This is a genomic window from Streptomyces sp. NPDC005423 (assembly GCF_040606415.1).
Taxonomy (GTDB): Bacteria; Actinomycetota; Actinomycetes; order Streptomycetales; family Streptomycetaceae; genus Streptomyces.
This window is the reverse complement of record NZ_JBEXET010000005.1, coordinates 1-13,041: the sequence shown is the minus strand read 5'-3', so window position 1 is coordinate 13,041 and position 13,041 is coordinate 1. Positions and strand designations below refer to the sequence as shown.

9 protein-coding genes and 1 pseudogene are annotated in these 13,041 nt (G+C 68.0%); 6 read left to right on the top strand and 4 right to left on the bottom strand.

Going from position 1 to position 13,041, the window contains the following annotated elements:
- Positions 1 to 24: 24 nt before the first annotated feature.
- Both ABZT12_RS09060 and ABZT12_RS09055 read right to left on the bottom strand, forming a co-directional pair.
- On the bottom strand, positions 25 to 909 hold the full coding sequence (locus tag ABZT12_RS09060; protein ID WP_356379764.1) for an ABC transporter permease: 885 nt from the start codon (positions 907 to 909) through the stop codon (positions 25 to 27).
- Positions 906 to 1,766 (bottom strand): ABC transporter ATP-binding protein, encoded by an 861-nt coding sequence (locus ABZT12_RS09055; RefSeq protein ID WP_356379762.1) that lies wholly within the window; start codon positions 1,764 to 1,766, stop codon positions 906 to 908. Before ABZT12_RS09055 ends, ABZT12_RS09060 begins: the two co-directional genes overlap by 4 nt.
- A 233-nt stretch (positions 1,767 to 1,999) precedes the next feature.
- On the opposite strand from ABZT12_RS09055, the gene ABZT12_RS09050 reads away from it, so the two are divergent.
- The 3 genes from ABZT12_RS09050 (at position 2,000) to ABZT12_RS09040 (ending at position 5,376) form a co-directional block, all read left to right on the top strand.
- Positions 2,000 to 3,682, top strand: coding sequence for a sensor histidine kinase (locus ABZT12_RS09050; protein WP_356379760.1), 1,683 nt, complete (start codon positions 2,000 to 2,002; stop codon positions 3,680 to 3,682).
- Entirely contained in the window at positions 3,676 to 4,368 is a 693-nt protein-coding gene (locus ABZT12_RS09045) for a response regulator (protein ID WP_356379758.1), read from the top strand. Before ABZT12_RS09050 ends, ABZT12_RS09045 begins: the two co-directional genes overlap by 7 nt.
- Before the next feature lie 516 nt (positions 4,369 to 4,884).
- Positions 4,885 to 5,376: a hypothetical protein gene (locus ABZT12_RS09040; RefSeq protein WP_356379756.1), complete on the top strand. Its 492-nt coding sequence runs from the start codon at positions 4,885 to 4,887 to the stop codon at positions 5,374 to 5,376.
- Positions 5,377 to 6,110: 734 nt separating this feature from the next.
- On the opposite strand, the gene ABZT12_RS09035 is transcribed toward ABZT12_RS09040, so the two are convergent.
- Entirely contained in the window at positions 6,111 to 6,290 is a 180-nt protein-coding gene (locus tag ABZT12_RS09035; protein WP_356379754.1) for a hypothetical protein, read from the bottom strand.
- 926 nt (positions 6,291 to 7,216) lie between these two features.
- Between ABZT12_RS09035 and ABZT12_RS09030 the strand changes: the two genes are divergently transcribed.
- Positions 7,217 to 9,031, top strand: coding sequence for a phosphatidylglycerol lysyltransferase domain-containing protein (locus ABZT12_RS09030; RefSeq protein ID WP_356379752.1), 1,815 nt, complete (start codon positions 7,217 to 7,219; stop codon positions 9,029 to 9,031).
- 404 nt (positions 9,032 to 9,435) lie between these two features.
- On the opposite strand, the gene ABZT12_RS09025 is transcribed toward ABZT12_RS09030, so the two are convergent.
- Entirely contained in the window at positions 9,436 to 10,755 is a 1,320-nt protein-coding gene (locus ABZT12_RS09025; RefSeq protein ID WP_356379750.1) for a hypothetical protein, read from the bottom strand.
- Between the two features lie 170 nt (positions 10,756 to 10,925).
- Here ABZT12_RS09025 and ABZT12_RS09020 point away from each other — a divergent pair, with 170 nt between their 5' ends.
- Together ABZT12_RS09020 and ABZT12_RS09015 are read left to right on the top strand one after the other, a co-directional pair.
- A complete protein-coding gene (locus tag ABZT12_RS09020) occupies positions 10,926 to 12,572 on the top strand; it encodes an APC family permease (RefSeq protein ID WP_356379747.1) in 1,647 nt (548 codons plus the stop codon).
- Between the two features lie 263 nt (positions 12,573 to 12,835).
- A pseudogene (locus tag ABZT12_RS09015) lies at positions 12,836 to 13,041 on the top strand (ISAzo13 family transposase); the annotation flags it as partial.

Here is a 13,041-nt window from a genome sequence, read left to right as displayed (position 1 = left end):
AAGCGAGGAGGGTGAGGGACGGGGTCAGAGGGCGTTCGATGCCTCAGAGGGGGCCGGCGGTCGCCAGGACAGCAGCCGGTGTTCGAGCTTGCCGATCAGCCACTCGGCGCCGAGCACGATGACGGAGATGACGAGCATCGTCGCGAACACGCCGTTGGGGTCGAAGTTGTTCTGCGCGGTCTTGATGACCAGGCCCAGCCCGCTCTGGGCGCCGAGCACCTCGCCGACCAGCGCGCCGACGATGGCGAAGCCGAAGGCGCTGTGCAGGCTGGCGATGATCCAGGTGAGCGCGGACGGCACGATGACGTGCCGGATGATCTGCAGCTGCGAGGCGCCGAGCACCTTGGCGTTGGCGAGGATGTTGCGGTCGACCTCTCGGACGCCCTGGAAGGCGTTGAAGAAGACGATGAAGAACACCAGCACCGCGGCGAGCAGGATCTTCGGCAGCACGCCGATGCCGAACGCGACGATGAAGATCGAGCCGAGGACGATCCGTGGGATCGCGTTGACCATCTTGATGTAGGGGCCGAGCACGTCGGCGAGGAAGCGGCTCTGCCCGAGCGCGACTCCGAAGACCACGCCGGTGACGGACCCGAGGGCGAAGCCGACGAGCGCCTCCTGGATCGTTGTCCAGACGTTGGCGTAGAAGGATCCGAACTCGGTGCCGTGCCGGAAGAGGTCGACCAGCCGCTTGGCGATGCCGGAGGGCTGCCCGAAGAAGAACGGGTCGACGATCCCCCAGGTGGTGAACGCCTGCCAGCCGCCGAGGACGAAGACGGCCAGGCCGATGCGGCCTACCCACACCAGGGCGATGCGGCGCCGGACGGCGCGCTTGGCGGCGGCCGCGGCCGTGACCTGGGCGCTGCCCCTGGCCGGAGCGGGGGAAACGGCGGACGTCGTGCTGCTCATGCCTTACCTCCTGCGGTGCGTGCGTAGGCACGCTCCACCTCCTCGCGCAGCGAATCCCAGATCTGGTGCTGGAGTTCGATGAAGCGGGGCTGGAAACGGATCTCTTGGACCGCGCCGCGCGGGCGCGGCAGGTCGATGTCGAAGACCGCTTTGACCGACCCGGGGCCGGACGTCATGACGACGACCCGGTCCGCGAGCGCGACGGCCTCGTCGAGGTCGTGGGTGATGAAGATGACCGACGGCCGGATCTGCTCCCACAGGCCGAGCAGCTCGGTCGACATGATCGCCTTGGTCTGCACGTCCAGGGCACCGAACGGCTCGTCCATGATCAGGATGCGAGGTTCGTTGATCAGCGCCGCGGCCATCGCCACGCGCTTGCGCATACCGCCGGAGAGCTGGTGCGGGTAACGGTCCTCGAACCCGGCCAGACCCACCCGGCGCAGCCAGTCGCGCGCCGAAGTCTGCGCCTTCTGCTTGGGCACACCGCGGAAGATCGGGCCCATCAGCACGTTGCCCAGGACGGTCTTCCACGGCAGCAGCGCGTCAGCCTGGAACATGAAGCTGACGCCGTCGGTGACACCGTCCACCTCACGGCCGCCGACCCTGACCGATCCCTCGCTGGGCCGGTCGAGTCCGGACACCAGGCTCAGCGTCGTCGACTTGCCGCAGCCGGTGGGACCCACCACCGCGCAGAACTGGCCGGGCTCCACGGTGAACGACACGTCCTGCAGCGCCGTGAACACCTCACCCGCAGGAGTCAGAAATCGTTTGGTGAGTCCGGAAATCTCGACTCGCGCGCTGTCCTGGCCGGTCCTCTCGGCGACCGGGCTCACCGCTGCATCGTTTCGCGAAGCCATTGAGGCTGTCTCCTTCCTGACCTCGGAGGTCGAGGAAGGCAGACGCTAGAGGGCGTCGAGTATTACGTCGCTGTTTCAGCCGTATCTCGCGTTAGCCGTGTTAACCGGGGTTTTGCGCGTTCTGCTCAGCCGCTGGGGGTGGGCAGAATGGGAGTGACGGGAGCACAATCACGCCACCACGGGTACGGCGCAGGGGCCGCGCCCGGTAGCCGTACGACAGGCAAGAGACATCCGTGACACCCATCCGTATCCCGATCGGCCGCGGCGGGAAGGGGCGGCTCTCCGCGCGGATCCTGGCCAACCAGCTGTTCATCCTGGCTCTCACCGGGTTGATCGGTTTCGTGCTGTTCGCCTTCGCGCAGCGGGGCGAGATCGACCGGGCCTACGAGCAGCGGGCGCTGGACATCGCCCAGACCACGGCCGCCGACCCCCAGATCCAGCGGGCCATGGAGTACGGAGGCGGCGGCGACGTGGTGCAGAGCGTGGCCCAACGCATCCGCAGGGCGTCAGGCGCGTCGTACGTCGTCGTGCTCGACCTGCGCGGCGTCCGCCACTCCCACCCCGACCCGGCACTGATCGGCGAACCGACGGGCGATCAGATCGTGGTGCTGGACGGCAAGGCGCACGTCGGCACCGACCAGGGCGTGACCGGGCGTTCCGCCAACGGCAAGGCTCCGCTCTACGGGCCCAGCGGCACCCTGGTCGGCGAGGTGTCCGCGGGCATCCCCGAGCACTACGTGCTGGGCGAACTGTGGCGCGAGCTGCCCACCTTCGGCCTGTACAGCGCCATCGCCGTCGCGCTCGGCTCGACGGCCGCGTTCCTGCTGGCCAGGCGGCTCAAGCGGACGACGTTCGGGCTGGAACTGGAGGAGATCGCCGGGTTGCTCCAGGACCGGGAAGCGATGCTGCACGGCATCCGCGAGGGCGTCATCGCCTTCGACCCGGACGGCAGGATCACGGTGGTCAACGACGAGGCCCGCAACCTGCTCGGCCTCGGCACCGCGCTCGGCAGCACGCTGGAGGAGGTACTGCCGGACGGGCGACTGCGCCGCGCCCTGGACGGCACCCTGGCGGGCGGCGACATCAGCGTGCTCACCGACGACCACTGCCTCGCCGTCAACCGGATGCCGGTGGCCCTGCACGGCCGTGAACTGGGCGCCGTGGTCACCGTGCGCGACCGCACCGAGCTGATCGGGCTGCTGCGCGAACTGCACTCGGTGCGCGGATTGACCGACGCGCTGCGTGCCCAGCAACACGAGTTCACCAACCGCATGCACACCGTGGCCGGGCTGCTGGACATCGGCGACCACGACGCCGCCTACGAATTCGCCGTCGAGACGGCCGGCGCCGAGCAGGCGCTGACCGAATCCGTACGGGAACGGATCGGCCATCCGTTGCTCGTGGGACTGATCGTCGCCAAGACGACGGTGGCCGCGGAGCGTGGGGTGCGGATCGTCCTCAGCGACGACTCCGCCCTCAGCGCGGAACCGCCGCACCTGCGCCGGCTGCTGACCATCGTCGGCAACCTGCTGGACAACGCGATCGACGCGTCCGCGACCGGCCCGGCCCGGCCGGGCGGTCCCGAGGTGCGCCTGTCGCTGATCGAAGCCGTCGACGTGGTGCGGGTGCAGGTGGCTGACACCGGTCCGGGCATCCCGGCGGGCACCGCCGAGTCGATCTTCGAGGACGGCTGGTCGACCCGTCCGGAACGGGGCACCGCCCGTCGCGGCCTGGGCCTGGCCCTCGTTCACCGGCTGGTGCAGCGGCACGGCGGAACGATCACGGTGAGCGAGGGTCCGGGTGCGGTCTTCACCATGACGTTGCCGGTGCCCGACACCGATCCCGCCCGGCAGGATGCTCTGTTCACGACGGCTCCGCCGGTGCCGGCCGGTACCGAGGGAGGCGGTCGATGGTGATCCGGGCTCTGGTGGTGGAAGACGACTTCCGGGTGAGCCGCATCCACTGCGACTACGTGTCCCGCGTCAAGGACTTCGAGGTGGTCGGCCAGACGGCGACCGTGGCCGAGGCGCTGACCGCGGTGCGCACCCTCCACCCTGACCTGCTGCTGCTCGACGTCTTCCTGCCGGACGGCAGCGGACTCGACGTGCTAAGGCAGCTCAGCGGGGACGAGGGCGGCGACCGCCCCGACGCCATCATGATCACCGCCGATCGGGACATCACCTCGGTGCGGGTCGCGATGAAGCTCGGCGCCGTCGGCTACCTGGTCAAGCCCTTCGGCGCGCTCGATCTCGCCGAGCGGCTCACCGCCTACCGCGAGCTCCAGCACCGTATGGACGCCCTGGGTACGGTCCCCGAAACCGATCAGGCCGACGTGGACGCCCTCTTCAGCGCAGCCCGGCCGCCCGCCGTACCCCGCATTCCGGCCAAAGGCCACTCCGCTCCCACCCTCACCCTGCTGCACCAGGCCCTGCGCAGGGCTCACGGTCCCGTGTCGGCGGCCGAGGCGGCCGAGCTCACCGGCGTGTCCCGTGCCACCGCTCAGCGATACCTGTCCTACCTCGTCAAGGAGGGCATGGTCCGCCTCGAACTCCGTTACGGCGCCACCGGCCGCCCCGAGCACCGCTACCGCATCGTCCACTGACCGGCGGTGTGGCTCGGGACTGCCTCTGCGTCCTGTCCTGGCCCTGGGCATCAGTGGCGAAGAGGTCGTGACTCCGAACGGTGCGCAGTCACCGGCGCGGGGGTCCGGTGCTTCGTGCCCGTCGGCGCAGGGGGCCGGTGCGAGATGGGTCGCTCGGGACCTAACGGCTCTGTTGGCGGCACTGAAGCGGTGTCCTGGCGAGTCAGGCCGGCACATCACGGGGGGCCTGCCCTTGACTTGGTGTGGTTCGAAGCCCGTCAGGACGTTGATGGTTCGCCAACTCGACTGCTACAGGCGGGTGTTGGCCTGCCCCGCATACCAAATCGCGCCCACGGCTTGACACTTCCCAGGCATGCGCGCGTCAAAATGTTGGGCAAGCAGGACCAAGCAAGGCAAAGAACTCTACCCGCATAGACCTGACGGTGCTGTCATGCACACAACCGCCCGGACCCCTCCACCGGGCCAACCGTCGGGAACCTCCTCATGCCCCGAATACAGCGTTCCGCTTGCGCCGCCATGACCACCTTCGCCCTCACCGCCGCCGGACTCTTCTTCAGCACCGGCAGCGCCCACGCCGTGACCTGCAGCCAGGCATACCTGCCTCTGCCCGACCCCAGCTGCCAGCCCGGCGTCTACAACTCGGACGTGACCCAGTCCACCATCGACACCACGATCTGCGTCTCCGGCTGGACCGCGACGGTCCGCCCCCCCAGCTCGTACACCACCGCCCTGAAGAAGGTGCAGATCGTCCAGTACGGCTACACCGACACCAGCACCTCCTCCTACGAGGAGGACCACTTCATCCCGCTCGAACTCGGCGGCGACCCTACGAGCGCGCAAAACCTGTGGCCCGAGCCCTACGCCGGATCAAAGACCGCGGGCAACAAGGACACGGTGGAGACCAAGCTCAAGAAGGCGGTGTGTGCGGGCACCATCACCCTGTCCCAGGCCCGTACCCACATCAAGTCCGACTGGACCACAGCGCTGGCCGATCTCGGCCTGAGCTGACGGCATCCACCGCGCCTCCGGCTCCACCGCCCGCACCGGCGCCGGATTGCCGAGCCGACCGTGGCTCGTCAGCCAGTCGCAGGAGTGGCAAGGCCCGGCGTCCCGAAGCCGGGCTGCCGGGCCTTGCTGGAGCCGCACCGATCAGGCGGGGCGGATGTTCTCCGCCTGGGGGCCCTTCTGGCCCTGGGTGACGGAGAGGCGCTGAACAGCAAGAACGCCCGTGATGGCGATCACGGGCGAACGGGACTTCGGAACAAAAAGGCGCGGCATCAGCGCCTGGCCTCTCGGTGTGCTGCCACCCTCGGTTCACCAGGCAGGCCGCATGTCGCGCGTCAGCTTGCCGAGTTTCGCACAGGGAGCGTGCCCCTCCCCAACGTCTCACAGCAGGAGGTCGGTGCCGAGCCACTCCACCAGGCCCTCGAGTTCGGCCCTTGGCTTGCTCCAACTCGAGGGAGAGCTCCGTGATGATCATCCGCATCGTCTTATCGCTGGCCTGTTCCCGGCGGAGCTCGCAGCTCAGTTCGTCGATCTCGGTCTTGAGCTGCCGGTTTTCATCAGCGAGTTCCTGTATCGCGGTCGGGGTGGAGTCCTGGGCCGTCACACGGGCTTGGCAGCCCCGGATGAGGTCGGTGTGCCGGTACACGACATCCCGCCGCATCTCACTCTCGGAGATCAGTTCCGAAGTGGTCAGCTTTCCGGACGTCGAGTGCAGCGGCGTGCTGGCCAGGAGCCGGTCAGCGAAGGGTGCGCGGGTGGCCGTCGTTGACGCGCTGGAGGTCGAAGCCGAGCTTGTCGTAGACGGCGGCGAGGTCGTCGGGAGGTCGAAGGCGAGACCGTACTGCTTGGCGGTCGGAGCCGATGTCGCTGAGGACGTCGAGGCCGAGGTCGTGCTTCTGGGTGAGGAAGAGGAACACGGCGACGAGAAGGAGTTGGCCGGGATCGATGCCGAGGTGGCCCGGCTGGAGGCCGCCGAGGTGGTGTTCGGACAGTGGGCCGAGGCGGCCGACGGCGGCCGGCAGTCGTCGCGCATTGTGGAGCCGGAGCCGGAGCCGGAGCCGGAGCCGGAGAAGGTGGTGGTCGGGCCGGGTGCAGTGGGATGCGGCTGGTGCCGGACGGGACGGAGGGTATGGGGGCAGAGGTCCTTACGCCGGAGTAATCGCTTTGACCGCCGGGCAGGCGGCGGACAGCCCTCGGTTCGTGCTCGTGCTGGGGCCGCCCGTGCACCCGTCCTGGCGCCGTGGCCGGCGACAAGACCCCCGAGAGCTACCAGGCCGGACTCCAGCTGCGCGCCTCCACGATCCGGATCGCACACCTCAGTCGCGGGAGTGGTCCGGTAGGAGTTGAGTCGCGAGTGATCGTGCCGTGGCAGTGAGTGTGGCCGTGTCCAAGCGGGTCCGGCCCATGAACACGATCCCTTGTTGCGCGGCCAGGAGGGCCCGCGCTAGTGCGATCGGATCCGATCCGACCGGCAGGTCGCCCTCGCGTTGCACCTTGGTCGGAGCACAGGATCGGACGAAGGCCGCCCTCACGTCCGGCGCATCCTCATCCGGGTGATCATGTTCGAGTCGACGTTCCAGCAAGACGGATAAAGCGCAAGCTGAGCCAGCCCGCTGTCGACGACCTCGGCGCCGGGGAACCCCAGGTACCCTACGGTGCGCCACCGAATGAGCAGCCAGGTCTTGCGTCGGATCCTCGTACCCGAACTTGCCGACGCGCGATGATCCCCCGCCGTCCCCGAGTCGTGCCTGCCTGATCCAGCCCCTGTTCCGTTCCCGTCCACGCCGGCGACCCCGGCGTCCCTTCGAGGTGAGCCTTCCCGGTGCCCGCACACCTGTCAGCCTTGCACCTTCGGCACCCCACGCCGTCCCGGGACGGCGTTCCTTCCCCGACCGCGCCATCGCGCCTACGCCCGCAGCTACGCCAGGGGGCGGCCTCCGCCACGGTCTGGTACCTGCGGCTACTCGCCGTGCTCAACCTGGCCGCGGTGGTCTCCGTGCCGTTCCGCGCCGAGGTGCAAGAGCACAACGTCGGCGAGTACTTCACCCCGTATCTGGCCACCGCCGGGCTCATTTCGGCGGCCCTGGCATTCTTCCTCGCGGTGGTGATGCGGCGCCGCAAACGAGCTGCGTGGATCTTCAACCTGTTTCTGGCCGGCGGACTGTTCACGCTCTACACGCTCGCCATGACCCAGGAGGCGTACCGCACGCACGTCACCAACTGGGGCTCCCTGCTGCTCACCGGCCTGTTCGTGGCCGCACTGCTCGTCGGGCGCGGAGAGTTCAGGGCCGTCGGAGACCGCTCCAACCCGAAACTGGCCCTCGCCGCCGGAGCGGGCGGCGTCCTCATCAGCGGCACGGTCGGCACACTGCTGGTCGCCGTCACCAACAAGCTGCCGGGCGCCACGCTGACCGACGAGATCGCCTACACGCTGCTGCGTGGCATCAGCGTCGGCCCGCTCGCCGACCGCTTCGATGCCGTGCACGCACCGCGCTGGGTGGACGTCCTCATCAACATCCTGATCGCCGCAACCTTCCTGGTCGTCCTGTACGCCTGTTTCCGTGCCCCGCACGGCCGATCCCTGCTCAGTGACGACGACGAACAGCGGCTGCGCGATCTGCTGGCCCGGCACGGCGAACGGGACTCGCTCGGCTACTTCGCCCTGCGCCGCGACAAGACCGCCATCTTCTCCCCCAGCGGCAAAGCGGCCGTCACCTACATGGTGGTCGGTGGCGTCAGCCTCGCCTCCGGCGACCCCATCGGCGACCCCGAAGCCTGGCCCGGCGCCATCGACGCGTGGCTGGAAGAGGCCAGCCTGCACGCCTGGACCCCGGCGGTGATGGGGGCGAGCGAGGAGGCCGGCATCATCTACGCCCGGCACGGGCTGGACGCCCTGGAACTGGGCGATGAGGCCATCGTGGAGATCGCCGACTTCACCCTCGAAGGACGCGCCATGCGGATCGTACGGCAGTCCCACAACCGGGTGCGCCGGGCTGGGTACACAGCGCACATCCGACGCCACGAGGACATCCCGGACGACGAGATGGCACAGCTGATCGACAAGGCCGACCACTGGCGCGACGGGCCGACCGAACGCGGCTTCTCCATGGCACTGGGACGACTCGGCGACCCAGGCGACGGCCGCTGCGTGATGCTGGAATGCCGCGACGCCGACGGCGAACCGCACGCCCTGCTCAGCTTCGTCCCCTGGGGCGGGCACGGCCTCTCCCTGGACCTGATGCGCCGGACACGCGCCTGCGAAAACGGCCTGATCGAGTTCATGGTCGTCGAACTCCTACTGCGGGCTGAGGAGTTGGACGTACGGCAGGTGTCTCTCAACTTCGCCATGTTCCGCTCGGTCTTCGAACGCGGCGCACGCCTCGGCGCCGGCCCCATGCTGCGACTGTGGCGCTCCATGCTCACCTTCTTCTCACGCTGGTGGCAGATCGAGTCCCTCTACCGCGCCAACGCCAAGTACCGGCCCGTGTGGGAGCCCCGCTTCCTGCTGTTCGCCAAGAGCAGCGACATCCCCCGCATCGGCCTGGCCAGCGCCCGCGCCGAGGGCTTCCTCACCCCGCCTCCACTGCCCGCCTTCCGGCGCCGCCGGAGTTCCTCCACATCCAAGGCGGAGTCGGCTCCCGTAACCTACAACCTGTAGGGCGGCTTCATGGGCGGAACGTCTCCCGGCGAAAAGCCGAACGCCGGAACGCCGGCGAGTTGGAGCACTACCAGCCCGGCGGTTTGTCAGCGGACTGAGCGGTCGAAGAGGAACAGTCCCGGCTCGACCTCCTCGGCGAACCCCACGACTCCCGCGATAGCACGTCGTGCCATGAGGGCTCGTAGCACGCGGGAGACGTCATCGATGGCACGCTCATCCCACACGATCCCGCATGATTTGACACAGCCTTCAGACAGGAAAGCGCGACAGTCGGAGCACGGCACGGATGGCGAATCGCGCTTCGTCCCCACTGCACGTGCAGGTTGAGAGTGCGCGGTCTTCTCGATGGGTCCGGTGAAGGGAGTCCCCAGCGGACCGACCGCGGTCACCGGCCGGGGCCTGGCTCACGGCGCTGTGCTGGCGATGCCGAACAGGTACACACCGCACAGCAGGGAGAAGCCAGCGGTGGCGCTCAGCAGGACCATCGCGGTCCGCAGACGTGCTCGGGCCAGGGGAACGGCCAGAGGGAGCAGAATGGGGAAGGCGGGCAGAAGCAAGCGTGGCCGGCTGGGGAAGTAGTGGGCGGTGCCCAGTGCCATGACCAGGAGGACAGCGTTGTAGACGAGCAGAGGCAGTGGCTGACCGGCGAGTACGCACAGAACGAGCAGCACCAAGGCGGCCAGGCTGATCGCAGCGGCGAGATAGTTGGCGAAATTGCCCTGGTGCACAATGAGGTGATGCAGAATGCGGGCGGTGTAGTGGCCGAAGTCGAAGCGCGAACCCCAGGTGGCCTGCGCTTGTAGGTAGCCGGTCGGGGCACCCTTGTCCACGGCGACCCAGACGACATAGCCCACCCAGCCGGCCGGTGCCAACAGAGCGGCCGCCCAGGTTCGCGCTCCCACCATTCGGCCCGCGCGGCACCTCTGGCGGGCATCGATCGTGAGCGCGGTCACGACAGCCGCGGCGACGGCAAGACCATTGGGACGGCACAGGCCGGCCAGCGCGGCCAGACCACCGGCGGTCAGTCGTCTGCCGGTGAGCACGGCGTACAAGGCCCAGGCCGCGAAAGCAGTCATCACCGGTTCGGTGTAGGCCACGGTCAGCACGACCGCGTGCGGCAGCACAGCCCACAGGACTGCGAGAGCGGTCCCCACGCGGCGTCCGTACAGCAGGTCGCCCACAGCGAAGACGCCCCAGGCGGCGGCCAGGGCACCGGTCCAGGCGATGAGCAGCGCGGCGTCGATCTTGCCCACCGGCACGATGGCGTCGAAGGCGTGGATCATGGCCGGATACAGCGGGAAGAACGCCCGGTCGTCGTGGATGCTCCCGTGACTGCCGTGCACGCGAACGACGCCGTAACCGTGCTCGGCAATACGCCAGTACCACTTGCTGTCCCACTCCAGGCCCAGCACTGTGCTCGGGTGACGCCCGATGCGCAGGGCCCAGCCTGTCAGCATCGCTACGCCGGTGAGTCGTACAGCGGCGAAGAGCATCAGGGCGGGCCCCGCCCGGCGAATGGCAGCGCGTTGCCCATCCGTCAGCTGCGGCCTGCGGAGCGTGCGGCCGGGGCGCGTCAGAGGGGCCGGCTCCCCGGCCGGGTCGTCGGCCACCACCTTTATAGCTTCGGCTCCGGACAATGAGTACTCGACTTCTTCGTGTGACGTTGCATTCCATGACAACGCGATGACGCATGCGATGCCCGTGGCGACACGCACGACGGCCATTCGCGTCACCGGGTCGGCACACACAGACTTTCTCTCACCAAGCCGGTGTCAGTGGTCGTGTAATTCGGTTCTGTCGACGACCACTCGGAGCGGCTCAGGCGCGCATCTTCCCTTGCCCCGGAGATACGATTCGGGATGTACCTCCACCTGGGATGAAAGGTGTGTGGGCCATGGGCGTATCCGGAGTGACACCCGCCACGCGCGACGGTAGGCCCGGTTTGCGGCGTGAGGTCGGCTTCATCGGGCTGATCTGGGCGTCGGAGGGGTCGATCATCGGATCTGGTTGGCTGTTCGGCGCGCAGAAGGCGCTGGGAGTGGCTGGGCCCGCCGCGATCATTTCCTGGGGGATCGGCAGTGTCGCGATTTTGATCCTGGCGCTGGTGCACGCCGAGCTCGGCGGGATGTATCCGGTCTCCGGGGGTACCGCCCGGTTCCCGCACTATGCATTCGGTGGAGCGGCGGGAGCGTCGTTCGGATGGTTCTCCTGGCTGCAGGCAGCCACGGTGGCACCGATCGAGGTGCTGGCGATGATCACTTATGGCCAGCACTACTCATGGGCGCGAGGCTGGCTGAAGATCAAGGGTGGCCAGGACGTGCTGACCGCCTCCGGTATCGCGGTCGCGGTCGGGCTGATGGCGGTCATCACCGCCATCAACTTCCTCAGCATCCGGCTCCTGGCACGGACCAATAGTGCGGCCACGTGGTGGAAGGTCGGCATCCCGCTGCTGACGATCTTCGTGCTCGCCATCGTCCAGTTCCACGGGAGCAATTTCACCGCCGCCGACGGGTTCAACCCCTACGGCGCGAAGGGCATCCTGGGAGCGGTCTCCACGAGCGGCATCATCTTCGCGTTGCTGGGCTTTGAACAGGCCGACCAGCTCGCCGGGGAGAGTTCGAACCCGAAACGCGACATTCCGCGCGCGGTGATCGGCTCCATTGTGATCGGCGCGATCATCTATCTCCTGCTGCAAGTCGTGTTCCTCGCCGCGCTTCCCGCCCCGCTGGTCCACGGCACCTGGACGACTGCCGCGTTCAACACCCTGACAGGGCCGTTCGCCCAGGTCGCCACGCTCCTTGGTCTGGGCTGGCTTGCCACTGTCTTGTATCTCGACGCAGTGGTCTCTCCTGGCGGTACGGGCCTGATCTACATCACGGGGTCCTCGCGGGTCTCCTACGGGCTCAGCCGCAACGGATACGTGCCATCGGTCTTCGAGAAGACCACTCGGAGAGGTGTGCCCTGGCCCGGGCTCATTGCCGCATTCGTGATGGGCTGCATCTGTTTCCTGCCCTTCCCGAGCTGGCAGTCGCTGGTGGGGCTGATCACCAGCGCGAGCGTACTGATGTACGCCGGCGCGCCGCTGTCCTTCGGAGTCTTCCGCAGCCGCCTGCCGAACGCTGAACGTCCGTACCGGCTGCCCGGCGGGACCTGGATGTCGCCGCTGGCCTTTGTCGTCGCCAACTTCCTGATCCTGTGGTCGGGGTGGGCCACCGACTGGAAGCTGGGCGTCGCGATTCTCATCGGCTACGTCATTCTCGTCGCCAACCGGGTCTTCAAGATGAACCCGATAACGCCTCAGCTCGATCTGCGGGCGGCGCAATGGCTGCCCGTATACCTGGTCGGCATGGGCCTCATCGTCTATGCCAGCGACTTCGGCCCGCTCAAGCACCCCTGGTTCCCCCTGTGGTGGGACATGCTTGCCGTCGCGGTGTTCAGCCTCGGCATCTACTACTGGGCGATGACGGTGGCCCTGCCGACCGAGCAGATCCAGCGGATGGTCGATGAGGTGGTCATCCCGGAGGAAACCGACATGCACTGATCCGCATCCGCGGGCCGGACTCCTGGCTGGCCGTTCACCCACCTCCCGGACGCCAGGAGTACGGCGACCGCGCGGACGGCACGCTGCGTCGTGTGGCCCAACATCCGTCCCTTGTGAGGAGCCCTCAAACGTGTCTTTCCCTTCCATAGCTGAGACGTCGTTGTTTTCCGTGGAGCAGATCCGCTCCCTAGGACCCGTAATTTAACTACTGCCGGATTCGGGCCGATACCTCGGTGCTGCCATGCAGTTGGGCTGTTGTGGCGATTACGGATGAAGTCCTGGCGGTACTGGACGCGAAGTTCGCGGTGGTGCTCCCGCATCTGGACGAGCGGCAGCGTCGTCTGTATCTGGCTTCCGAGGCCGAGGCTCTGGGACACGGCGGGATCACGGCCGTGGCCAGGCTGGCGGAGGTTTCGGAGTCGACTGTCGCACGAGGGCGCGAGGAACTCGCGGGCGGAGCAGAGGCGTT

Excerpts from the sequence above, each read along its gene's own strand:
- ABZT12_RS09060 (WP_356379764.1), bottom strand. The coding sequence starts at position 909 with ATGAGCAGCACGACGTCCGCCGTTTCCCCCGCTCCGGCCAGGGGCAGC.
- ABZT12_RS09055 (WP_356379762.1), bottom strand. The coding sequence starts at position 1,766 with ATGGCTTCGCGAAACGATGCAGCGGTGAGCCCGGTCGCCGAGAGGACC.
- ABZT12_RS09045 (WP_356379758.1), top strand. The coding sequence starts at position 3,676 with ATGGTGATCCGGGCTCTGGTGGTGGAAGACGACTTCCGGGTGAGCCGC.
- ABZT12_RS09040 (WP_356379756.1), top strand. The coding sequence starts at position 4,885 with ATGACCACCTTCGCCCTCACCGCCGCCGGACTCTTCTTCAGCACCGGC.
- ABZT12_RS09025 (WP_356379750.1), bottom strand. The coding sequence starts at position 10,755 with ATGGCCGTCGTGCGTGTCGCCACGGGCATCGCATGCGTCATCGCGTTG.
- ABZT12_RS09020 (WP_356379747.1), top strand. The coding sequence starts at position 10,926 with ATGGGCGTATCCGGAGTGACACCCGCCACGCGCGACGGTAGGCCCGGT.